This window comes from Luteolibacter sp. Populi (assembly GCF_040801775.1).
GTDB lineage: Bacteria > Verrucomicrobiota > Verrucomicrobiia > Verrucomicrobiales > Akkermansiaceae > Haloferula.
The window spans coordinates 543,475-567,113 of the sequence record NZ_CP161812.1; the positions used below are offsets into that span (position 1 = coordinate 543,475).

The 23,639-nt window shown below is 64.5% G+C and carries 16 protein-coding genes and 1 pseudogene; 7 read left to right on the forward strand and 10 right to left on the reverse strand.

Going from position 1 to position 23,639, the window contains the following annotated elements:
* Positions 1-7: 7 nt before the first annotated feature.
* From ABWK72_RS02140 to ABWK72_RS02150, 3 genes are all read right to left on the reverse strand, one after another.
* Positions 8-1,426: a hypothetical protein gene (locus tag ABWK72_RS02140; protein ID WP_367873133.1), complete on the reverse strand. Its 1,419-nt coding sequence runs from the start codon at positions 1,424-1,426 to the stop codon at positions 8-10.
* Positions 1,427-1,551: 125 nt separating this feature from the next.
* On the reverse strand, positions 1,552-2,115 hold the full coding sequence (locus tag ABWK72_RS02145) for an elongation factor P (RefSeq protein ID WP_367873134.1): 564 nt from the start codon (positions 2,113-2,115) through the stop codon (positions 1,552-1,554).
* Between the two features lie 195 nt (positions 2,116-2,310).
* On the reverse strand, positions 2,311-2,565 hold the full coding sequence (locus ABWK72_RS02150; RefSeq protein ID WP_367873135.1) for a hypothetical protein: 255 nt from the start codon (positions 2,563-2,565) through the stop codon (positions 2,311-2,313).
* A gap of 465 nt (positions 2,566-3,030) precedes the next feature.
* On the opposite strand from ABWK72_RS02150, the gene ABWK72_RS02155 reads away from it, so the two are divergent.
* The 3 genes from ABWK72_RS02155 to ABWK72_RS02165 all read left to right on the forward strand — a co-directional run bounded on the left by ABWK72_RS02155 (position 3,031) and on the right by ABWK72_RS02165 (position 5,573).
* The gene (locus tag ABWK72_RS02155; RefSeq protein ID WP_367871649.1) at positions 3,031-3,963 is read left to right on the forward strand and encodes an IS110 family transposase; all 933 of its coding nucleotides are present in this window, start codon (positions 3,031-3,033) and stop codon (positions 3,961-3,963) included.
* A gap of 159 nt (positions 3,964-4,122) precedes the next feature.
* Positions 4,123-4,977 carry a hypothetical protein gene (locus tag ABWK72_RS02160; protein WP_367873136.1) on the forward strand — a complete coding sequence of 285 codons (855 nt, stop codon included), beginning with the start codon at positions 4,123-4,125 and terminating at the stop codon, positions 4,975-4,977.
* Positions 4,974-5,573, forward strand: a complete 600-nt coding sequence (locus ABWK72_RS02165) for a HEAT repeat domain-containing protein (protein ID WP_367873137.1) — start codon at positions 4,974-4,976, stop codon at positions 5,571-5,573. Before ABWK72_RS02160 ends, ABWK72_RS02165 begins: the two co-directional genes overlap by 4 nt.
* Positions 5,574-5,781: 208 nt before the next feature.
* Here ABWK72_RS02165 and ABWK72_RS02170 read toward each other — a convergent pair whose 3' ends face one another.
* The 5 genes and pseudogenes from ABWK72_RS02170 to gltB all read right to left on the reverse strand — a co-directional run bounded on the left by ABWK72_RS02170 (position 5,782) and on the right by gltB (position 14,281).
* Positions 5,782-7,134 (reverse strand): hypothetical protein, encoded by a 1,353-nt coding sequence (locus tag ABWK72_RS02170; RefSeq protein WP_367873138.1) that lies wholly within the window; start codon positions 7,132-7,134, stop codon positions 5,782-5,784.
* A complete protein-coding gene (locus ABWK72_RS02175; RefSeq protein WP_367873139.1) occupies positions 7,121-8,335 on the reverse strand; it encodes a hypothetical protein in 1,215 nt (404 codons plus the stop codon). The genes ABWK72_RS02170 and ABWK72_RS02175 overlap by 14 nt, the downstream gene beginning before the upstream one ends.
* A gap of 569 nt (positions 8,336-8,904) precedes the next feature.
* Positions 8,905-9,282 carry a type II toxin-antitoxin system VapC family toxin gene (locus ABWK72_RS02180; RefSeq protein WP_367873140.1) on the reverse strand — a complete coding sequence of 126 codons (378 nt, stop codon included), beginning with the start codon at positions 9,280-9,282 and terminating at the stop codon, positions 8,905-8,907.
* Positions 9,283-9,410: 128 nt separating this feature from the next.
* Positions 9,411-9,572, reverse strand: a pseudogene (locus ABWK72_RS02185) (type II toxin-antitoxin system Phd/YefM family antitoxin); the annotation flags it as partial.
* 41 nt (positions 9,573-9,613) lie between these two features.
* Complete coding sequence (gene gltB, locus ABWK72_RS02190; protein WP_367873141.1) at positions 9,614-14,281, reverse strand: glutamate synthase large subunit; 4,668 nt, start codon at positions 14,279-14,281, stop codon at positions 9,614-9,616.
* Positions 14,282-14,670: 389 nt separating this feature from the next.
* On the opposite strand from gltB, the gene ABWK72_RS02195 reads away from it, so the two are divergent.
* The 3 genes from ABWK72_RS02195 (at position 14,671) to ABWK72_RS02205 (ending at position 18,405) form a co-directional block, all read left to right on the forward strand.
* Complete coding sequence (locus tag ABWK72_RS02195; protein ID WP_367873142.1) at positions 14,671-15,156, forward strand: hypothetical protein; 486 nt, start codon at positions 14,671-14,673, stop codon at positions 15,154-15,156.
* Between the two features lie 74 nt (positions 15,157-15,230).
* Positions 15,231-17,126 carry an RNA polymerase sigma factor gene (locus tag ABWK72_RS02200; RefSeq protein WP_367873143.1) on the forward strand — a complete coding sequence of 632 codons (1,896 nt, stop codon included), beginning with the start codon at positions 15,231-15,233 and terminating at the stop codon, positions 17,124-17,126.
* A 7-nt stretch (positions 17,127-17,133) separates the two neighbouring features.
* Positions 17,134-18,405, forward strand: a complete 1,272-nt coding sequence (locus ABWK72_RS02205) for a hypothetical protein (RefSeq protein WP_367873144.1) — start codon at positions 17,134-17,136, stop codon at positions 18,403-18,405.
* A gap of 622 nt (positions 18,406-19,027) precedes the next feature.
* On the opposite strand, the gene ABWK72_RS02210 is transcribed toward ABWK72_RS02205, so the two are convergent.
* On the reverse strand, positions 19,028-21,718 hold the full coding sequence (locus ABWK72_RS02210; RefSeq protein ID WP_367873145.1) for a M16 family metallopeptidase: 2,691 nt from the start codon (positions 21,716-21,718) through the stop codon (positions 19,028-19,030).
* Between the two features lie 53 nt (positions 21,719-21,771).
* A complete protein-coding gene (locus tag ABWK72_RS02215) occupies positions 21,772-22,629 on the reverse strand; it encodes an alpha/beta hydrolase family protein (RefSeq protein ID WP_367873146.1) in 858 nt (285 codons plus the stop codon).
* 92 nt (positions 22,630-22,721) lie between these two features.
* Here ABWK72_RS02215 and ABWK72_RS02220 point away from each other — a divergent pair, with 92 nt between their 5' ends.
* A complete protein-coding gene (locus ABWK72_RS02220; protein ID WP_367873147.1) occupies positions 22,722-23,615 on the forward strand; it encodes a hypothetical protein in 894 nt (297 codons plus the stop codon).
* The last annotated feature ends 24 nt before the right edge of the window (positions 23,616-23,639 follow it).

Below are 23,639 nucleotides of genomic sequence, written 5' to 3' on the forward strand. Positions count from 1 at the left end.
TCTTTGATCAGGAGTTCTTGCTCCGCGGCTTCTTCGCGGCGGGTTTCGCTGGGCGGGAGGGATATTCCCTGTCGTGGATGGCCTGAACCTCTTCCCGCAATAGCGGGTGGACATCGAACCAATCATCCCCGTTGAGGAAGAAGAATGCCATCTGGGTATTCATCAGATTGGCGAGACGGGCGATCTCTTCGTCCGTGCTATCCGAAATCCCGACTTCGCGCAAGGTCATCATCCGCAGGAGTGCTTCGGCATCTTTCGCCACCAGAGGAAGGTAGGACTGCCGCAACTCATCGATAGCAATGGTCAGCGTTTCGTCACCCGCTGGCCCTGCGGAAACCGACTCGCGCACGATAATCTGCAGGAGTCGGAGAAGATCGCGTATAAAACCTCCCGATTGACGGATCAGACGATCGATACCCTGCTGGATGTCGGGCGCAAAGAATGCGGCGAGCTGGTCCCCGGCATGGGAACCTTCCGTCAGCGTGAATCGTTTCAGAACCAATTCGCGCATGAGATTCATCTCGTCGGTCCTCTCGGTTCGATCCTCGTCACGCTTCCAGAGCGGAAAATTTGGAACAAACACGATCGGCACCCCCTTGAGTACGATCTTCAACCAGGACGGAACCGTTAAAATGAGGTGGACCCCGGGCAGCTTCAGCAAGTCTCGCTGGTTCTGGAAAAGCTGCTTGGCGCTGTTGATGATTTCCGAGCGGTCCGTTGTCGAAATAAGAGCACCGGGGTCTTGCTCGAGTTGGTCGAAGATAAGGACAATGTCTTTCTTATGATCGACGAGTTTCTCAAGCTGCGTTCTCAAGCCTACCAAGAACTCCTTGATCTGCTCATCAAGCGCGGCACGGCGGTTCGCGAGGAACTTGCGGAGATCCGCACGGAAGTCGGGATTGCTCGTGAAAGATGTTTTGAAATCGGCTGAAAGGGTAAGAGGGCCCGCAGGCACTTCCATACCAATGGTTTCCGGCGTGATTCTGAACTTCGATATCCAATCGCCGATTCGTTTGAAAAAACTCGCGCCCGGGTCTTTGACCCCCAGCTTGCGGTCAAGCTCAACACACAACGAACCGATAATGGCGATGCGGAGCAGGGAAACATCCAAAGGCTCATTCGGCCCGATATACTGAGCTGCATCGGCATAAAAGACGTTGTAGCCGTGCTCGTGGTGAAGCTGATGTTTGAGGCGGAGAAGTTCCGTGCTCTTACCCGATCCCCGGAAGCCCGAGAAGAACTGGAGGCTTTCTTTCCCGCTCAGGAGAAGGGTGTTGATTAGCTTCCGCTTCGGATCCGCCGCGATCCGCTGATGGTACAGATCTACATATCGTGGGTCGGTCGCAGGGAGTGCTTGGCGGGGATCCAGATTCTGGAACAAGGCGCTGGCGAGTTCCAGATCGGGGAGATTCGTCGGGCTGCTCATGTCGTCAGCGACAGCGTGGCCGCACGGGAGAGGATTGGCAATGGCGGTTTCGCCCTTGAAATCGCAGGTCGCGCTGACAAAAAAGCCGGACCCCTCGCGGAGCCCGGCTTTTCCGTAAAATCGTCTTAAGCCCGGCTCAGGTAGCTGCCGTCTTCCGTCTTGATGATCAGCTTCTCGCCCGGATTGATGAAGAGCGGGACCTGCACGATCAAGCCGGTTTCCATCGTCGCGGCCTTGTAGACATTGTTGGCGGAGTCGCCCTTCACGCCTTCCGGGGAGTCCGTCACTTCCATGATCATGGAAGGCGGGAGTTCGATGTCGGCCACCAGACCGTCCGCGAAGAGCAGCGTGTAGGTGTTGCCCTCGATCAGGTAGTTGCGGACCGTGTTGATGATGTCGTCGTGGATGGCCACGTCATCGTAGGTCTCGTTGTGCAGGAAGTGGTAGCCGCCGGAATCCTTGTAGGAATACTCGTGCGGGATGCGCTCGAGCAGCACCGAGTCCATCGAATCGTTCGAGGTCAGGCGCAGGTTGGAGACCTTCTTGTTGCTGACGCTGCGGATCGACATCACCACGTAGGACGCCATCCGGGGCGGCGTCTTGAGTTCGTGGGAGATCACGACGCAGACGTCGTTGTTGTGACGGACGGCGTGTCCCTTGCGGAGATTGATTGCGGGCGTGCTGGCCATATCGTGGACAGGCGGAATAGGTGCGGACGGGGCCGCGTGCAAGAGCGAAGAAATACAGCTCCCCCGGGCCCCGCTGCCCCGACACCGGTTTCCCGGTGAAATGATTGCTACGGCGGCATCAGCACCGGGATCGCCTGGCGGCCGTTCCGCCGGTAAATCCGGAAATCGCGGAGGGCGGCGATGAATGGTCTCATCTCAATGAGCACGATGCTCACCATAGCCCTCCATGTGCTTGGGATTGGACGAGAGATCCCCGGGAGAGCTGTCGCCATCGATCACCAGATCCTGCATCCGGCTCCAGAGCGACGGCTTCGAGTCTCCGGCAAACTGGGAAACAGGGCCTGCAAGCCGGCGTCGCGCCACCTCGGATTTGCTCACGTTCAAACGCTTGGCCTCGGCCTCCAGTTCGGCCGCCAACTGGTCGGAAATCCGCAGCACCAAGGTTTTCATGAAACTCCTGTAATACGCTTTCCAACGGTTTCCAATACTAGATCGGCTGCGGTGGCAGGGCCGGATTTGGACCAGGATGGACGGGATGAATAGGATGGAGCCCTGAACCCGGAAATTCATATCCACTGCCTTTATCCCATCCATCCTATCCATCCTGTATGTTTGGAAATGCCGCTATTGACCCCGGATCCGCCGCGGGTGGCTTCCGAGAATGGGCCGGAACGAAGCTCGTCGGAGGAAGCCACCCGCGGCGGATCGCCAGGGACCATCTCGTGTGATCCCATTGCGGCCGCCCCGGGAGAACGCGGGCGGGGGTGGCCTCCCCCGCCCGCGGCGGAAACGTCCAGGCCGAATCCATCCAGGACCTTCGAGTCCGTGACCGAGCTCATGGCCGTTCGTTTCCGCTCCCGGTTCAATGCTCGAACCACTGAATGGGTCTTTGAACCCGCATCGCAAGATTGAGACATGAACCGCAATACACCTACCCACATCGGCATCGACGTGTCAAAGGCACGCCTCGACGTCCACATCCCCGGCCAAGCCCACCTGCAGGTCGCCAATTCCGCCCGCGGGCTGGACGACCTCTTCACCGCCATCGCCGGCGTGGAAGCTCCCCACCTCGTCTGCGAGTCCACCGCTGGCTACCAGAAGCTGTTGGCCGCCACCGCCCTCCAACGCGGGATCCCCGTATCGGTCGTCATGCCCGCCCGCGTCCGCTATTTCGCGCTCTCCGGAGGCATCCTCGCCAAGACCGACCGCATCGATGCCCGCCTCATCGCAAGCTACGCCGACACTCACCGGCCCCCGGCCCTGGTGGCTCCCGATCCCGCGGCCGTCGTGCTGCGCCAGATGCTCGAAGCACGGCGCGTCCTCGTCGACCTCATCACCGATACCGGCAACCGCCTCGAGCTCGCCGAGGGCTTCCTTCGCAAAACCCTCACCAAGCTGCGCCGCGCGACACAGCGCCTGCTCGACCAGGCCGATGCCGGTATCGCCGCCCACGTCGCGGCCTCGCCCGTGCTTGCCGCCAAGTCCGCACGGCTCCGCCAGCTCAAGGGGGCAGGTCCCGTCCTCGCCCACACCCTGCTGGCCTACCTCCCCGAACTCGGCATCTTGCCCGACAAGACCGTGGCCTGTCTCGCGGGCGTCGTCCCTCATCCCAAGGACAGCGGCGCCACCTGCGGCAAGCGCAAGATCCAAGCCGGCAGGGGGGCGGTGCGCAAGGTCCTCTACATGGCGGCGGTGTCGGCCTCGCACTCCAACACCGTCCTGAAAGCCTTTTACCAACGTCTCCTACAAGCCGGCAAGCCCGCCAAAGTCGCGCTCACCGCCGTCATGCGCAAAATGATCACCATACTAAACAAACTTCTCGCCGACCCGGATTTTACCCTTGCCTGAAAACACCACTGCTCGGTCCAAACTCCGAAACCATCATCCCTTCATTCCCGTTTTGAATCCCTTTAAATCCGGATCTGTCGGCCGCGTGGCCAAAATCCCCCGGATTTATCCGTTTGCCTGATGAATACTCCGGGCAGATTCTACGTCACTTCACCGACCATGACACGCCACCGCTCTTTCCTCGCCGTTCTCTCCGCATCTGCCGTCCTATCCGGAATCGCCCAAGCCGACCCCGGGACCGAGTCCCTGGTCACGCTGCGGCTGATCGAGCAGTATTCCGTCCCCGGCACCATAGCCAAGGACGCCACCGGCAGGCCGCTCTCCCCGCGCACCCCGGCCTACGAGAACGAGTGGTCCCGCACCAACTCCCAGGGCGACGTGATCTCAACCAACTACGAGTACCAGTCCCGTATCGCCACCACCCGCCTCTCGAACCGCGAGTTCCTCGGCTTCCTGGTGAGCGAGGGCGTCATCCCGGCCATCAACGGCTGGTCGCTCAAGGCCATCTACAACGAAGTGGAAGCGATCCCGGCCTTCTATGTCACCAAGCCGGGCAGCGCGCCGATCTACGTCGGCAGCTACCTCGACATGGAGACCTACGGCGAGGCGGAGGCGGTGAATGCCACCAGCCTCGAGCGCTTCAATTCCGCCGGTGATTCAATCGCTTTCTCGTCGCGGGACGAGTCGCTCACGAAATCGGAGACCTTCCTGACCTTCACCACCCAGGCCGCCCCCGGCGCGGAGGGCTCGACGATGCATATAGCGGGCATGTGGCAGCACACGCTTTCGCTGCGCCCGGTGCGAACCGGCGGGGCCGTGGAATACCGCTACCTCAACGGGCGCGGCTCGATCTACGCGATCTCAGGCTCGATCGATGACGTGGTGTCCGATGGCTCCGGCGGCTTCGACAATTTCCAATCGATCATCGAAGGTTCCTGGCTCTTCTCCGCTGGCTTCCCGATCGATGACCTCTCGGACCTTTACCCGGACGCCGAAGCGCCTCCGGCCCCTTGATCCGCGCCCATTATGAATTCACGCATGCTTCTGGCAGCGGGGGAGCGATCCTCCTGCTGGCCGCGGGATGGGTTTTCACTCGGGATGGCAAGGAGGACACACCGGGGGAGACGCCACCACCGCAGGCAGCTTCCGGGCCTCTTGCTTCCCGTCCCGCCACGTCATCCCGGACGACGCCGCGGGATCCGCAGGCCACCACTCCGGCGAACCCGAAGCTGACCGACGAAGAACGAGTCGCAATCCTCGGCAAGATCGAGGAAGCCTCCGTGACCTACGACGCCAAGGCACTTCCTGAGATCGAGCCCTTTCTCCTCCACCCGGACCCCGAAGTCCGCACCGCGGCCCTGAACGGCATGATCGTCCTGGGCGAAGCGGGCGCGGCCCCGCTGCTGCGCAAGGCCGCGGAAACGGCCCCGACCCCTCAGGAAGCCGTCGCCATGACGGAAGCCGCGGGCTACCTCGAACTCCCTTCCGGCACCTTCGTCCCCAAGGATCGCACCGCTCCCGGCACCCGCCTCCCGGGCGGAGACAAGGCCCCCGAACGCCGCCGGCCCAAAGGCCCGCCCGTGTCCGAAGATGGCGACGATCCGAAGTGAAATTTCTGCAATGCCCCAAAGGACGGTTCTTCCGCTGGGAGCGCGGAGCCACCGGCCCGCAGAAGCAGCCTCAGACGCGGTGGACACGACACGACCGGCACGGAGAGCGACGTTACGCAATTGCCGACCTTTGGGTAAACAGCGCAGCAGGGACCACTCTGCGGGCCGGTGGCTCCGCGCTCCCAGCGGTAAAGCCGTCCCTGTCCCATTACTCCCCGGGCTCTGCCAGCGTCCCTAGCGGAAGTCCCGCCTGCCACGCCGCCGCCGCTTCCGCATCCTGCTCTCTCCACAGGAAATCGAGCCGCTCGATCGCCGCCTGCCGGGAACCCGGATCCTGCACGGTCGCGATGGTGCCCGCGGCCTCCGTGAACTTCTTCTGCAGCATGAGCGAGGGGACGACGGACGAGGCGAGCGCATCCCGCTGCGGGGAAGGCGGCTGCTCTTCAAACCAGCCCAGCATCGCATCGGGATACTTCTGGGCCCAGCGGGCCATGGCCTCCCGCATCGGCGCGGGCGTCTCGGAGCATTGCCCGTAGCGCTCCATCCACCACTCCAGCGCGGGCCGGTCATACTCGCGGAAGATCGCCGCGGCCACCGCCGTTCCATCCACCTGCTGGCGAGCAGCAGCGGGCACCGCATCGGATTCCAGATAGCCGCGCAGCTCGTTCAGGTAGTTCATCATTCCCAGCGCATCCTCCTGTGGCCAGGCCTTGAGCAGATCGTGATTCAGGGCCGCATAGTCTTCGGGGCGTCCGGTCGCTTTGGCGAATTCCACCAGTTGCCCGCGCTTCAGCGGATCATCGGCATACTCGTGGCCCCAGAGCCCCATCAGGTTTGAATAGTCATCCACACCTTCCACCGGTCGCTCCATCTTGAGAAACTCCGCGCTCGCCAGGGAAAAGTCCCGCTCCACCAGGTTCATCAAGGCGTTCCTGCGGAATTCTCCCTTGAGATCCGCGCCGATGGCAGGCGCTTCAAAATCGCCACCGGCCTCGTGGGGTGGGGGACCTTCGGGCAGCTCCGCCGAATCGAGCCATGCCAGCGCAGCTTCAGGCTCCTCCTGCAACCAGCTCCCGAAAACGGACCCCGCCAGATGTCTTCCCCAGCGGGATGACTTGCCGATCTCCAGGACCGCCTTCATCGCGGCGTCCGGATCCTTGGCCATCCACACCGCTCCGATCTTCGAGGCGAGCAGATAGAAGTTCTCGTCTCCCGGCCGGACCACGCCGGCGAAAACCTCCGCCAGTTCGGCCGCATTGAGCCTCGCGAGGACGCCATCCATCTGGGCCAGCGCCTCCCAATCCGACTGCAAGCGCGGACTGCCATCGGAGAGCGCATTCAATCGCTTGATACTGGCAGCTACCAACTCGGCGCGCACCGGCTCCCGGGCTCTAGCGCCGCGCAAGCCCGTGTCGGCGCTCCGCGGCTTCTCCGCCGGAGCGGAGCGCTGGAGGATGCCGGAGCAGGCGAGTTGTTCGCCCGCTTTCTTCCCTGCATACCCCAGCAAGCCGAAGCAGCCGATCATCAGGCCGGCTGAGAGGAATGACTTAGCGCGCGGCATGGTTTCGGGACAGGTGGTTCCGGATGTCGGCAGGCATCGTTCGCAACCAGGCTTCCGCAGCCGGCGCGTCCAGCTTCTGCCATGAAGCATACTGCGTCACGATCCCCTTCTCCCCAAGACCGAACGAGGTGCCGCCCCCGGGCTGCCAAACGGAACGAAGCAGGTTCTTCGCCTGGGTCTTGACCGCATCCTCAACGAACCCGGTGCGTCCGGTTTCTTCAGCCCAGGCGGCGGCTTGGGCGGGTTCATTCGAGGCCCAGTCCGCGTAGTAGGATTGTAGTTGTTGGTCGATGGATTTGGACTCGGGCGCCGCCAAGTGTTCCATCCTCGCCCGGAAGCTGTAAGGCGTCGAAGAGACCGCAAGCTGCGCCCGGAATCGTCCGATTTCCTCCGCGGGGACCCCGGCCCTTTCAAGCTCGTCGACCAGCACGCCGGCCTTCTCCGGCCCCTGCCGTAATGCGTTTGAGAACAGTTGCTCCACGTAGAGCTGCCGGGGCCTTTGCTCGGGAAGTGTGGTCAGCTCGGAAAGCTGCTTCCGGCGGGCCTCCTCCGTGTCGGCCGATTTCCGCGCCAGGACGAAGATCACGTCGTCCAGCGCCGAGGGGAACTCCGTGATGGCCTTGGCCAAGGCATCCTCCGGGCTGCGCAGCGCCAGCGCCCTGCCTGCGGCGCTCCCGATCATGTGCTTGGCCATGTCCGATTGGGAGTTGGCAGCCCAGCGCAGGGCTCCCTCGGGATCCCGGTCCGCCCATGCCGTAGCGACGGATGAAATCGCGGAATAGGACTCCCCGTAGCTGCCCGGCTGGACGGCCTCCCGCACTGCGGCTTCGGGGTCCATTTGGGCCCAGCGGTAGAAGAGCATCTCGGTCAGCATCTCATTCGCCTGCCGCTCCGGCTTCCGGGGGATCTCGGCCAGGCCAGCTTTCACGTCCTCGATCGTGAATGCGCGGATGATCTCCCACGCCTCGGTCGTCTCGCGCCGGTTCGCATAGGTGCGCCCGGCACTATGGCGGATCCGGTTCAGCCGGTCGATATGCTCGTTGCGGGACTTCGGCGCCATCACCCGCCGCACCACCGATTGGAAGGTCACCGGCTTGCTCCCGGCCGCATCCATCACGTGGCACTCCCCGCGATAGCCCAGCCAGGTGGCAAGGCCCAGCGTCCCGGCGGCGAGAAGAAGTCTGTGTTTCCAGGAAATCATTCAACTCTATCCGAACCATTGAGGGCCGCAGATAAGCCGTCAACTCGAATGGAGAGCGTCCCGTTTCAGGGGACGCCCCTCTGGGAGCGCGCGGAGGCACCTGCCCCGCAGAGTGGTCCTTGGCTGCCGTGCTTTGCCGCGGATCGGGCGAATCGGAACGGCGCTATCCATGAGGAACGCGAGATGTGCTTTGCTGCATGGGACCACTCTGCGGGGCGGGTGCCTCCGCGGTCCCAGGGGGGCCGTCCGTTGTTCGGCGCGCCCAAGGAGATTCTTCCTGAATTCAATGCCTCTTCCGATCCATAAGCCCCCTTACCCCCATGCGGCTTTCAAGAAGCAGCGTGAGGAATGAGGGGGCATCGCCCAGGACCGTATTGACCGCCCGGTCCATTGTTTAGAGGCGGAGTGTAATCCGTCCGTGCTGTTGCAATGGTGCCGGAGCTTGGAACCACCCGGGAGCCCTCAAGATGGAGCCGCCGGACCGGAGAGCACAGGGCCGTCCGGACTTCCAAGGACTAGCAGAAATCGGGGATTCCGTCAACCGGGGTAAGTGTTCAGAAGATCAGTCGTTAAACCCCGAGAATCGGGATCCCGTATTCAGCGAGGATCGAGTCGCGGGTTGCCAAGGTCAGGTTCTCCAAGCGGCACTGGGCGATCAGGGCCCGGTCAAAGGGATCTCCGTGGATCGCGGGAAGCTTGATGGATTCCGCCGCATGCCGGACTGTGAAAGACAGGGACGCGATGCCGTTCCGCCCGAGTTCTTCTTCAAAGCCGGCGGGCAGCTTGAGTTTACCCTTTGAAACCTTCAGTCCCAACTCCCACACCGAAGCCGCGCTTGCAAACACCTCGGTGGACGGGTCGGCGATCACCAGCCGTGCGGATGGCACCAGCTTGCCCGGATCGTCGATCCACCAAAGCAGCGCGTGAGAATCGAGGAGGATTCTCACTTCTTCGTTCCGTAAGGTGGTGATTCCTCCGCCACCCTCGCCGATGGTGAATCCAAGGGGAAGAGTGGCCCCTTGGTCATCGCGTCGAGCGCCCCCTGATCAGGCTCCCAGCAGTCTGCAGCCTCCCAGATCTGACCATGAAGAAAGCCTCCTTTGCGGGGTTCCGATTGGACAGAATAGGGGACTAGCTTGGCCATCGGCTTGCCCGCTTTGGAGATCACGATCTCCTCACCCGCGGCGGCACGCTCGACCAACCGCGAGAAGTGAGTCTTCGCTTCGTGGATGTTCACGGGACTAGACTAAGCTTAGTCTAGTCCCGTGTCAAATCACCTCAGCGCGTCGAAGCCGCCTCATGCTGCTCCTCCGCAGCCTCGAGCGCGGCACGCTCTTTCGCGATCACGCGGACGAACTTCTTCAGGCTGCCTGCCCAGTCCTCGAGGAGGGCCTTGGCGTGCGGGCTGCCGGTCTTCTCGGCGTGCTCGCTGATCAGCTTCTTGAGTTCGGCCAAGTCCTGGGCGCGCTGCACGGGCAGGGGCACGACCATCTCCGGATTGATCCGCGAGTAGAGGCGGCCATCCACGTCATAGACATAGGCGGTGCCGCCGGACATGCCCGCGCCGAAGTTCTTGCCGGTCTTGCCGAGGATCACGACGGCGCCGTTCGTCATGTATTCGCAGCCGTGGTCGCCCACGCCTTCGACCACCGCGGTCGAACCGGAGTTGCGAACGGCGAAGCGTTCGCCGGCGCGGCCATTGGCGTAGAGATAGCCGCCGGTGGCACCGTAGAGCGCGGTGTTGCCGAGGATGGTGTTGACCGCCGGGTTGAACTTCGCGTCGGGCGAGACCTTGATGACGATCTCACCGGCCGCCATGCCCTTGCCGACGTAGTCGTTGGCCTCGCCGGTCAGCTCGATCTTCACGCCGGAAACCAGGAAGGTGCCCAGCGATTGGCCCGCGGAGCCGCGCAGCTTGAGTGTCACGGCGGTGTGGCCGTTGAAGCCGCGGTCGCCGTGGATCTCCGCGATCCGGCCCGAGAGACGGGTACCGATGTTGCGATCGGTATTGACCACATCGTAGCTCAGCTCGACCGGCTGGCGGTCGGGCAGAACCTTGATCGCCGCAGAGATCGAGTCCGGCGTCGAGTCCGGGCCATACTCCGGAGTGTCCGCGGAGACTTCGCCGGTGCCGAGTTCCTTCGCGAGATCGCGCAGGACTTCGAGGTCGAGCGGAATCCTGGAGATGCCGTCGTTGCGATCCTTCGCACAGATCCGCGAGATCGAGGATTCCTCGACGCCCTGGTGCTTGGCGAGTTCCGGGACCACATCCTTCAGCACCGCACCGAGGTCGATGAGGTTGGCCTTCGGGTGATCCGGCACGTGGCGTTGCTTGAGAAATCCCGGACGGCCGATGAGTTCATCCAGCGTGCGCACGCCCAACTGCGCCATGATCCCGCGGGCCTCGGCGGCGACGCCGTTGAGGAAGTTGATGACCATCTCCGGCGTGCCCTTGAACTTCGCGCGGAACTTCGGATCGGTCGTGGCGATGCCCACCGGGCAGTTGTTCAAGTGGCACTTGCGGACATAGACGCAACCCATCGCGATCATCGAGATCGTGCCGAAGTTGTATTCTTCCCCGCCGAGGATCGCGGCGATGACGATGTCCCTGCCATTGCGCAGGCCGCCGTCGGTGCGGAGAATCACGCGGTCGCGGAGACCGTTGATCAGCAGGGTCTGCTGGGCCTCGGAAAGTCCGAGTTCCCAAGGCGAACCGGCGTGCTTGGTGGAGGACAGGGGAGAGGCCCCGGTGCCGCCATCGTGGCCGGAAATCAGGATCGTGTCCGCGCTGGCCTTCGCCACCCCCGCAGCCACCGTGCCGACGCCGGTTTCGGCAACCAGCTTCACCGTCACGCGGGCCCGCGGGTTCACTTCCTTCAGGTCGTGGATCAGCTGGGCCAGGTCCTCGATACTATAGATATCGTGGTGCGGCGGCGGCGAGATGAGCTGCACGCCGGGCTGCGTGTGACGCAGGCGGGCGATCAGGGCATTCACCTTCTGGCCGGGAAGCTGGCCGCCTTCGCCGGGCTTCGCACCCTGCGCCATCTTGATCTCCAACTCGTCGGCATTGACGAGGTAGTGCGCGGAAACACCGAAGCGTCCCGATGCCACCTGCTTGATCCATGAGCGCGCAAGATCGCCGTTCGGGTAAGGCTTGAAGCGCACGGCGTCCTCGCCGCCCTCGCCGGAGTCCGACTTGCCGCCGATGCGGTTCATCGCGATCGCCAGGGTTTCGTGGGCTTCCGGCGACAGCGCACCGAGCGACATCGCGGCGGTGGTGAAGCGGCGGCGGATGTCCTCCACCGACTCGACCTCATCGATCGGGATCGGCCCCGAAGCGGCGGGCACGAATTCCATCAGGTCCTTGAACGCGACCGGCTTGGTCTCCAGCGAGACCTTCACGTAGTCATCGTAGTCTTCCGCCTTGCCGCTCTTCACGAAGGTGTGGAAGTTCTTGATGACATCCGTGGTCCAGGCGTGGCGCTCGCCGGCCTTGCGGTAGCGGTTGTAGCCCGGGTCGCCGAGATCCAGGGTTTCGCCTGCGGGCACCTGGGTCTCGAAGGCCGCGCGATGGCGGATCAGCGATTCCTCCGCGATCTCCGCGAAGCCGATGCCGCCGACCTTCGACTGCACGCCGGTGAAGGCGAATTCCACGACCTCGCTGCCGATGCCGATGGCTTCGAAAATCTGCGCGCCTTGGTAAGAATTGAGCACCGAGATGCCCATCTTCGACATGATCTTGAGCACGCCCTTCTCAAGCGCTTTGGCGTAGTTGGCCATCGCCTTCTCCACGCTGATGCCGTCGAGCTTGCCCTTGCCCGCATCCGCCGCCACGAGCTGGCGCACGGTCGCGAAGCCGAGGTAAGGGCACACCGCGGTGGCTCCGAAGCCGAAGGCGCAGGAGACCTGGTGGGTGTCGCGGATCTCTCCGGACTCCAGCACCAGCGAGCAGCGCATGCGCTTGCGGATCCGGTTCAGGTGGTGATGCACCGTGCCGGTCGCGAGGGTCGCGGGGATCGGCACGCGGCTGGCGGAAGCGGCGCGGTCCGAAAGGATCACGATGCTCACGCCCTTGTCCACAGCGGCCTCGACCTCGTTGCAGAGCTCGTCGAGACGGGCCTTGAGTCCGGTATTTGCGGCTGCCACCGGCCAAGTGATATCCAGCACCGCGGCAGGGAAGCCCTCGTCGCCCAAATGCTTGAGGCGATCCACCTGATGCTCGAAGAGCACCGCGGATTCCAGATTGATGATCCGGCAATGCTCCGCCGTTTCATCGAGCAGGTTGCGCTCCGGGCCGAGGCCGGCGGCGGCGCTCATCACCGCCCACTCGCGGATCGGGTCGATCGGCGGGTTGGTGACCTGGGCGAAGCGCTGCTTGAAGTAGGTGAAGAGCAGGCGCGGATAGGTGGACAGCACCGCGAGCGGGATGTCGTCGCCCATCGAGAACACCGCTTCCTGCGCGCCCTTGATCATCGGCGGGAAGACCATGTCGAGTTCCTCGATCGAGATCCCGTGCGTGACCTGCTGGCGGGAGAGATCGAGCGTGGTGAAGTCCTCCGCGGGAGCAAGCGCATCCGGGGAGCAGAACTTGCGCAGCTCGAGGCGGTTCTCGTCGATCCAGCGGGCGTAGGGCTTCTGCTTGGCGAGCGCTTCCTTGACCTCGCGGTCGTTCTTTACCTGGCCGGTGGAAGTGTCCACCGAGAACATCTGGCCGGGACCGAGGCGGCCCTTCCGGATCACCTTCGCGTCGTCGATGATCACCGCGCCCGCTTCCGAGCCGATGTAGAGCAGGCCGTCCTCCGTGAGCTTGTAGCGGGAAGGGCGCAGGCCATTGCGGTCGAGCGAGGCGCAGAGCTTCGTGCCGTCCGTGTAGACCAAGCCGGCCGGGCCGTCCCAAGGCTCGGAGAAGGAGCGGTTGTATTGGTAAAATGCGCGGAGATCGTCGGAAATATCCTCGTCGTTCCGATAAGCCGGCGGCACCAGCATGCACATCGAGTGCTCCAGCGAACGGCCGGACAGCACCAGCGCCTCGAGAGCATGGTCGAGCGAGGCCGAGTCCGACTCGTGCTCGTTCATCAGATCGTGGAGCAGGGTGACGTCATCGCCCCAGATCGGGTGGGAGAAGAACTCCTCGCGCGAGGCCATCCAGTTGCGGTTGCCTTCGACCGTGTTGATCTCGCCGTTATGGCACATCATCCGGAAGGGCTGGCCGAGCGGCCAAGCCGGGAAGGTATTGGTCGAGAAGCGCTGGTGGTAGAGCGCGATCGAGGTCTCGAAGTCAGGGTCCTGCAAGTCGCCGTAGAAGGCGCGCAGTGCGGCCGGCATCGCCAGACCCTTGTAGGAGATCAGGCGGCTGGAGAAGGTCGGCATGTAGAAGCCGTTCAGCCCCTTGGTCTGCCGCTCGATGGTCCGCCGGCAGAGGAAGAGCTGGCGCTCGTAGTGATCGCCGTCCCAAGCCGCGGGCTTGAGCAGGAGCAGGTGCTCGATGTGCGGGCGGGAGACCAAGGCCTTCTCGCCGAGTTCTTCCGGAAAGACCGGCACCTCGCGCCAGCCGATCACGGTGATCCCGCGCTGGGTCACCACCTCTTCGGCCATCTCCTTGAGCTGCTTCTGCCCGGCTTGGTCATCCTGCGGCAGGAAGAACACCGCCACCGCCAGATCGCCGTCGTTTTCCAGCGTCGTGCCGAGCTTGGCGGCAGCCTTGCGGAAGATCGGGTAGGGGATCTGGGAAAGAATGCCCGAGCCGTCGCCGGTCTTCATATCCGCCGCCACCGCGCCGCGGTGGACCATGTTGCAGACCGAGGTCAGCGCCATGTCGAGGATCTCGAAGGAGCGTTTGCCGTGGATCTGGGCGATTGCGCCCATGCCGCAATTGTCGCGCTCGGCGGACAAGCGGTGCATGGAACCGGGGACCAGCGGCGTGCTCGGATGGTAATAGGGATTCATCGCAGGGATTGGCAAAAGTTGCCGGTCCCGCGGTGCCGCGCTTTCAGATCAGCGCGGAAGGGCAGACCACCGCGGGGGCGGGAATTAACGGCAGCTTCGGGGGTATGCCAAGCAGGATTTGTGCCCCCGACTGGCATCGCCATTGGCGTGATGCCCGGACAGCGGCGGAAATTGGCGGAAATGGGGCGATTCGAGGGTAAGCGGGGTTCTTGTCGTTACAAAAAAGAGCTTGAAAGCGGCTGAAATGGCCTGCCTGCGGTCGGCGCTCGCCGGAACTTGGGCAAATGCTCCCGACAATCCGGCTCTGCCCCGGCGTTTTATGCGCACCGGTGGCCCGGCGACGCATGTTTGGTATCCACCACTTCCTCCCCAAATTCCTCTTGGCTTGCGTGGTCGCTGTGATCGGCGGCGGTTTCTGGCTCCGGCATTCGATGGATTCCATCGTGAAGGGGAAGGAGTATCCGGCGGCCGAGCACGAGCGCGAACTCGCGCACGATCTCAGCAAACGCTTCGGCTGGCCGGGCTTGCCCCGGGGTAGCTTGGAGCGGGTATGGAGGCAGGATTCCCTTCAATGTCACGGCAGCCTTTATCGCATCCGGCTTGACCCCGGACGCTTTGCCGAACTGCGCAGCGCCGTGCTCGGCACCCGCGGGGCTGGCGTGGAATCCGACGATCGGGATGACTTGAGGCTGTGTCCCGATCACTTCGCGACGACTTCCCCTCAAGTGGCCAAGGGGGTGCACCTGCCGGAGTGGTGGGAAGCAGCCTCGCTCCGGCATTTCGACGGCATCCTCTGGCGTTCGGACCGCCACATGTATTGGTTCGGCTACGATCCGGAGAGGCAACTGCTGTTTCTCTACAGCTACTCGACTTAGCCAGGAAGTCGTTCCGCCCGCCTCCAGAAAATTTCCGGTCCCATCCGGGGAGGCCCGTCGGATAGTCTCCGAACATGGATGCTTCCGACCGGACACTACTCGATCGCTACCTTGCCGGTGGCGATGAGGCGGCATTCGGCATTCTGGTCGGGCGCTACCTCGATCTCGTCCACGCGGTGGCACTGCGCGTCACCGGCAATGAGGAACTGGCCCGCGACGTCGCCCAACTCACCTTCGTGCGCCTCGCCCAGCGGGCCGCGCTGATCCCGGAGCACGTCACCTTGACGGCATGGCTTCACCGGATCACCCGCGGCTTGGCCGTGGACCAGGTGCGCGCGGAGTCCCGGCGGAAGAAACGAGAACTCGCCACGACCTACCTTCCTTCTCCCATGGACACTTCCGACCCGGAACCGAATTGGGCCTCCCTTGCTCCGGTCATCGACGAATTGGTCGACCGCCTGCCCGCCGCCGATCGCGAGCTGCTGCTGCTCCGCTACTACCGCAACCAATCCCACGCCGCCATCGCCGCACGCCTCGGCCTCACCGAGGGCGTCGCCCGCAAGCGTGCCTTCCGCGCCGTGGAGAAGCTCCGCGCGCTGCTAGGCAAGCGCGGGATCGCCACCAGCGCGGCGGCCCTCGCCACCCTGCTACCTGCCCACGCCAGTCCCGCCGCTCCGGCCTTGCTCTCCGCCTCCGTGCTCCAAGCGACCCAAGGCATCACCCCGATCGTTCCGCATTTCCTCAACTCGCTCCTGCTTGCCGTGACCACATCCCAAAAGACCGCTTTGGCCGGGTCTCTCCTGCTATTACTGGCCGCAACCGGCTATACCTTCTCACCGGACCCTGCAGGGGGTATCGCCACCCGCCCGCCGGAATCCGTGCTTACCCCGTCGGAGCGTGGCGGGGACCCGGCAGCCGGACGCGACCGCCGCGTCCGGGCGGCACCCGGCACTCCGGGGGAGCGTTTCGAGCGACTGCAAGCCATCATGGCGATCGAGAACCGCGCCGGGCGGCATGCCGCGCTGATCGATTACCTCGACGGTTTGCCACCCGACCTTTTCGAAGAAACGGTCCGGGATGTCGGGACCCTCAGCCAAGGGTATGACCAAGGGCCGGTCCTCCTGGCGCTGTCCGGATGGACCCGGCTGGATCCTCCGGCGGCGCTCGCCTTCACCTTGGCCCAACCGTGGGGCTCCGCCGGGGCGGGCCACGAAAAGGCAATTCTCATGGACTGGGGAACCCTCGACCCGCGAGCGGCGATCCAATGGGCGGAAGCGAGGCGGCCCGACGATCGGGCGGGCGGCGTGAATGCCGTCCTCCTCGGAGTCGCCCGGAATTCTCCTGAAGATGTGCCGGGCCTGATGGGTAGCATTGGCGACCCCGATTTGCGGGAGGAGGCGATCTATGACCTCGTGCGGGAACTCAAGGGTGATCCCGGGAAGGTGGAGCGGATCATGGCGTCCTCTTCGGAATCCCAGCGCGCCGCCTTCCTCGGCAGCATGGCCAATGAAACGGCGGATTGGCTCAAGGGCGCTGCGATCCTGAATGAGCACCCGGAGGCCGTCGAATTCTCCTCTCCGCGGTCCATCTACCGGCAATGGGTTTATAATGACTTTTCCGCCGCGACGTCCGCCGTGGCTGCGATGCCGCCCGGCATGCTGAAGGAGAAGGCGGCCGAGGGAATCATCGAAGGTGCCGTTCACCGGGATATCGGGAAGACGCTGGAGCTGATGAAGCTTTATCCGGATGCAGTGAAGGATTACGTCCGGCTGGATCTTATCAGGGAAATAGGAAAGACCGAGCCGGCGCTTGCGATGGAGCAGATCCCGATGCTTTCGGACGAGTCGCAGCGCACCACCATCGTCGTCCGGCAATTGAAGGAATGGATGACCCGGGACCCGGCCGCCGCGCGCGATTGGATCGAGGCCCATCCCCAGCCGGCCGACGTGCTCGAACAACTGCAACCCTGAAGCCATCGTGAAACTCCACCGCTCCATTCCGTGGCTCATCGCCAGCCTCACCGCGATCGCGGCGTTATCGCTCATGCTCCACACGGCAGTCTTGCGGCACAGCGCCGCGAAGGTCCTCCGCCTCGCCGCGGAGGAAGCCGCCCGCTCATCCCCGCGCCATGCCGGGCAGGAAGAAGAGGGAGCCGGTCATGCATCACGCTTGCCGCCGGGCGGGCCGGAGCGGGAGGCGGCCATCGGGAAGCGGGTGCGTGCCGCGCTGTCAAAGGGCCATGCGTTCGAGCGGACGCGCGCCCTGCTTGCGCTGATGAAGGAGTTCACGCCCGACGATTTCCGGGTGGCCCTGGACCTGCACCGGAGCCTCTTCCCGGGGGACCGGGGAGAAGATTTCAGCGCTCTTCTGGACGAGTGGAGACGGCGCGATCCGAAGGCCGCCATGACTCAGGCCACGCAGGATACCTCCGTGAGGATGGAGGTGTTCGACGGGTGGGCGAAATCCGATGAGAAGGCGGCCTTCGAATGGGCCCGGGAAGAAGCTCCGCCCGACCAGCAGCAGGCATTCATGGCACATATCATCGCCGTCATGGCCCGCCGGGATCCCGCGCTCGCCCTTGATCACCTGATGATGCTGGATCCGGGGGCGCGGCTTATGGCGCTATCGCCGATGCTCTACTTGAGCGGTAGCGATGCCACCGAGGCGGCTTTGAACTGGATCGATTCCGTGGAGGATCCCGCGGAGCGCAAGGCGGCGTTGAAAGTGGTCTTCACGAGCTGGACCTCCGACAAGGCGCAGGAGAAGCTGGCACTGCTGCTTCGGAATCCGGAGGCTCTGGCGGAGGTCGATCTCGGGGGGGCATTTGCGAACTGGGCGTCCGCGGATCCGGCCGCAGCCAGTGCGGCACTCGATGAGATACCCGCCGGGCCGGCGAGACGCAGCGCCACCCAGGCAGCGATCCTATGGAGCTTTTCCAACGATGTGGAGGCGGCCCTCGGGATCGTGGACCGCTATCCGGGCGAGGTGGACGACCGGTTGTTCCAGAACTGCATCGTGGCACTCTCCGGCCGCGATCCGGGGCGGGCACTGGAGCATGCGCATTTGATCAAGGACCCCTACACTCATGACGAGACCTACACGGGTATCATCGCCGGTTGGATCAACGATGAGCCGGCTGCCTCAAGGGAATGGCTGGGCAAGAACAAAGTACCGGACGGGGTGCGCGGTTACATGGAGAAGCGTGGCTACAAGGAGATGCTTGAATCCATATCGACCGCGGGGAAGTGATCGAACCAAGTGGCTGGCGGCGGCCCCGGCAGGACGGCGGTGACACCGTCGGGCGGTGCGCTGCAATCCACGAGGGGCGGGATCGAGTTGCGCACCGCACAGTTCGGGAAGGACGCTGGAGGGAGCGACTTCTTCCGGCTGAAGGCCAATGTCTTTAAGGATTCGCCTTCCGCGGCTTCGCCGCCGTGGACTGCGTGCAGCCTGCTGCCGCTGTCCCGATGCAGCCTGCTGCGAGGGGCGCTGCAAAGGCGAAGCACCGGGTGTGGCGAGCCGTGGACGGAGCGGGAGACGAAGATCCCACGTGCTTCACGGCAGCAGGCTGCCTGCCCACAGCGGCAGGAGCCTGCCGCACTCCACGGTCGCTACGCGACTCCCGTTCCGGACACCTGCCGGTGAATCCTTACAGGCATTGGACTGAAGGCCACGGTGCCTTGAAAGGTGGTCCTCACAGTCCTCTGTGCGGCCGAAGCAGTTCTGGCGGCGGCATCCACCCGAGGGCCCCCGGGTGAGGCGCGTTACAAGGGTGGCTTCGTCCGCACAGAGGACTGTGCGGTCCACCTTTTGTCCGATCCGTCCGACAGCCTTAGGGGTGTGGGACGGATCGGACAGAGAAAGACGGCCCTCAGCGCAGGCTGCCGCTCTTCACCACGATCATCTTCGCGGGATCAAGACGGCGGCGGATCACGTCGTTGACCTGCTCGAGGGTCAGGGCGGAGACTTGGGCCGGGTAGTCGTCGAGCCAGCTCAGAGGCAGGCCGCGGCGGACGGTGGTGAGCAGGGCGGCGGCGAGGTCCGCGGTGGTGGCGAGGCCGACGCGGTGGCTGCCGATCAGGACGCTCTGGCGGTAGGCGAATTCGGCCGGGGTCAGGCCGGCGCGGTGCCACTTTTCCAGTTCGCGGCGGACCGAGCCGAGACCGGCGTCCATCAACTGCGGGGCGAAGGATGAGGAGATGACCCATGCTCCGTCCGCCGTCGTGTCGCCCCAGATCCCGGCATCGATGCCGTAGGTCAGGCCCTCGGCATCGCGGACGGTGCTGAGGAGGCGGCTGGTGAAGCCGTGGCCGAGCGCGGCGGTGGCGAGTGACAGGGGGAGAACGTCCGGATCGCGGAAATTGAGGCCCAGCGGCTGGCCGAGCACCACGCTGGCGCTTTCCTTGCCGGCGATGGGAACCTTGACCTCGGCAGATGAACCGAGACCGGGTGCTTGCGGGGGAGCCGCGGGATGCAGCCCGCCGGTCCAGCCCTTGAAGGCTTTCTCAACTTCGGCTTGGCAGGCCGTGGCATCGACGTCGCCCACGACGACGAGGGTGGCGGCGAGCGGGCCGAGCCACTTCTTGTGGAAGGCCAGCAGGTCGGCGCGCTGGACCTGCTTGAGCGCGGCGATCACTTCGCCGGTGCTGGCACCGTGGTTCGGATGGCCCGCGGGGAAGGCGGAGCGGCTGAAGGCGATATTGGCCTGGACCCCGGTATCGGCCCGGCTTTGGGCTGCGGCAGCGAGGAGCTGGGTGCGGGCCTTCGCGACTTCATCCGGCGGGAAGGCCGGGCTGCGAAGCTGCTCGGCGAGCAGGGAGATGACGAGCGCCAGGTCCTTCTTCAGGCAGCGCGCAGTGAAGTCCAGGTTCCCGTTCGCGGCGGTGAACTCGATGGTGGCGCCGACGCTGTCGAGCAACTTGCTGATCGCGGTGGCCGCGTGGGTGGTGGTGCCCTTGTCGAGCATCTCGGCGGTGAAGGAGGCCAGCGCTTCTTCGCCGGGACTCCCGCAGGGCAGGCCGCCGCTGAGGGTCACCACATCCTTCACGTCGGTCGGGCAGACCAGCAGGTCCAAGCCGTCGATGCGGCTGCGGGTCACGCGCGGCGCGATCTTGGCGACCTCCACGGCGGCTGCAGGTGCGAGCTCCGGCAGGATCAGTTCCGGATGCGCGGGAGCCGCCGGGGGTGGGGGAGTTTCCGCTTCGGCGCTGGCGGGCTCTTCATCGGCGCGGGGCACATACCAGCCGGTGGTGCTGCGGTCCCTGACCAGCCAGCGCTTGGCCACACGCTGCACATCCGCGGCGGTCACCGCCTTCAGTGCCTCCGGGGCGCGGTAGTAGAGGGTCCAGTCACCGACGGCGATGCAGTTGGACAGGTCGGCGGACATCGCCTGCGAGCCGTCGCGGGAGAAGGCCGAGTCCGCGGTCAGACGAGCGATCGCCATCTGGGTCTCTTCCTCGCTGACGCCCTTCGCGATCACGGTATCGAGTACTTCGTGGAGCTTGTTCTCCACCGCCTGGTGGGTCGTCTCCGGGGTCAGCTCGGCGGAAATTGTTAGAAGGGAAGCATCGCGCGTGAACTCCGGATAAGCGCTGGCATCCGTGGTCAGGCCGGGATCGGTCAGGGCCCGGTAGAAGCGGCTGCCCTGGCCATTGCCGAGGAGATCGCAGAGCACGCTCAGGGCGGGGAAGTCCGCATCCCGGGCCGGTGGCGACTTGAAGCCGATGCTCACCACCCCGAGTTCGCCGGGGCGCGCGACCACGACCCGCCGCGGGCCGGTCTGGGCTGGCTCCTCGGTGTAGACTTCGGGGATCGGCTGCGGTGCTTTCGGGATCGCCGAGTATTTGGCAGCGATCAGCTTCAGCACGGCGACCGGCTCGAAGTCGCCGATCACCGAGACGGTCGCATTGTCCGGCCAGTAGTAGGTATCGTAGAAGGCCTTGAGCTTCTCGATCGGCACCTTTTCCACATCGCTGCGCCAGCCGAGGGTGCTGTGGTGGTAGGGATGGGCGAGGTAGGCGGTGGCCCAGAGCTCGGTGCTTAGCGCCGTCTGCGGGTCGTTCTCGGCGCGTTCGAATTCATTCCGCACCACGGTCATCTCGGGACGGCGGTCTTCCTCGCGCAGGCGCAGGTTGCGCATCCGGTCGGCTTCCAGTCCGATCACCACCGGCAGGTCGCCGGGGCCGAGGGTGCAGAAGTAGTTGGTGCGGTCGAGCCAGGTGGTGGCGTTGAGTTGTGCGCCGGTGCTTTCCAGAAGCTGGTCGTAGCCGTTGCCCGCTTCCTTGTTGTGGGCGGCGGTGCCCTTGAACATGAGGTGCTCGAGCAGGTGGGTCGCGCCGGTGGTGCCGTAGCTCTCGTTCCGCGAGCCGATGTGGTAGGTCACCATGAAGGTGACGACCGGCGCCGACTTCTCCGGCATCAGCAGCACACCGAGGCCGTTCGATTCGAGGCGATACTCGGTGATGCCGTTGAGCGACTTCACCTCGGTGAAGCCTTCGACCGCGGCGGACAGGGGCAGGCACAGGGCCACGAGGAAACAGACTGGCAGAACACGGCAACCCATGGCCGAGACTGGACGGAAGCCCCCTCCCGCCGCCAGTGCGATTTTCGGACGCTTCAGTCGGCGGGCTCGACGATGCCTTCCTCGATCGGCGGGGCCGGTTCGAGCAGGCCGAGATCGACGAGGAACTGGTCCGCAGCCTTGATGCTGACCTCGTAGTAGAGCTCGGAGACGTTGAAGTTGAAGAAAGCGTGGTCGCCGTTCTCGAAGTCGAGCAGCTCGATCTTGTTGCGACGCCAGCGCATCGACTTCACGAACTTCTCCACCAGTGCGAAGGGCGCGGCGCGGTCCTTCTTGCCGTGGAAGAGCATCATCGGCGGGGCCTTGCGGCGCACGGCCTTGAGCGGGCTGAGGCGCTTGGCGGTGGCGGTGTCCGGGAAGCGCTCGATCAGCGGGCGGGTGGTGGTATCCAGCAGCGAGCTGAAGAGTAGCAGCGCCGCGGGAGAATAGACCGCGGGGTGTTCTTCCTTCAGCAGCTTCGGCAGCGTGGCCGCCAGGGCGAGGAAGGCGCCGCCGAGGGCACCGGCGAAGACGACCTTGTTGGGGTCGATGCCGAAGTGGTGCTCGTAGCTCTTCAGCCAGGCGAGGAAGGCTTTCAGGTCCGCCAGGGCCTCCATCGGGCCGGTGCGGTGGGTCGAGAAGACCCGCGTCTCCAGGGTGGCGGCGACTGCTCCGCGCTCCGCGAAATACAGGCAGTGCGGCACGAATTGCGTGGCCATCGCGCTATCCCAGAGCCCGCCGTGAAGGAAGACGATCAGCGCGCGCTTGTCACCGGGCTCGAAGCCGGGCGGCGCGAAGAAGTGGCCGTGCAGCGGCCCTTCCGGCGTTTCGGAATAAGGAAAGGAAGTGGCCGACTTCAGCAATTCCCGCTGCCTGGCTTGGCCGATCAGCGGGGTTCTTTGGAGTAGACTCATCGAGGAGGACAAAAGGGAAGGGGGCCCGGCGAAGGCCGGCGTGCGAAAAGAATTGTTATGTCCGCCCGCCACTTGTCCAATCGATTCCGCCGATGACGCGCTTCCTGACCACCTTTGTGCTGGCGGCGACTGCTGCCGCTTCCTTCGCCCAAGAGCCCGCGGCCGACACCGCGAAGTCGCTGATCAGCGTCTACAGCGGCTGGCGGGCGGCGATCACCCGGAAAGACGCGCAGGCCTGGCAGCGCTTCACCGCGCCGCACCGGCAGGCCGAAATCCGCAACCGGATCGTCTCCGAGAAGCGCAATTTCCCCGCCTGGGTCTTCGAAATGCCGGCCCCGCCGCCGCCCTTGGAAGGGCTCAAGATGATTCACCTCTCGGTCAAGGGCGCGACCGCCAAGGCGGCTTTCTTCGGCAAAATCAATTTCGGGGTCGGGGGCGAGCCGACCGACAATATCCTGGTGGTGTCCTTCACCAACACGGGTGGTTGGAAATACGACCGCGCGGATTTCGTGAACCTGGTGGCGCTGCCGGAGGTCCGGAAGGAACTGGCGGCCGGGAATCTGAAATACGTCTCGGAGACCCCGGAGTTCCAAGCCGATGGCACGGTCCCCAAGGCACCCTTGCCAGTGCCCATGGCCAAGTACATCGCCCAAGTCTATGTCTTTTGCCCGGGCCGGGAGGTGAAGGTGCAGGTGAACCAGCTCAGCCACCACCGCTTCGCCAATGCCAAGGAGGCGGAGATCGTCATCGGCGGGGCCAAGGACGGGAACAACACGATCAGCTACACGGTGCAGAAGCTCGAGGGCGGCACCGGCAAGGAGGCCATGACGATCCGGGTCTACCTGATGTCGGAGATCGAGGGCACCAAGCCGATCAAGGCTTTCGAGTATCAGGTGGCGGAAGGGGGGCCGGTCCAGGGATTCGGGAAGGGGACCTTCAGTTTGGACGCGGCCACGGCTGCAAAGCTGGTGCCGCAGAGGCGGTAGAAAACTGGCGAAGGCAGGGACCTT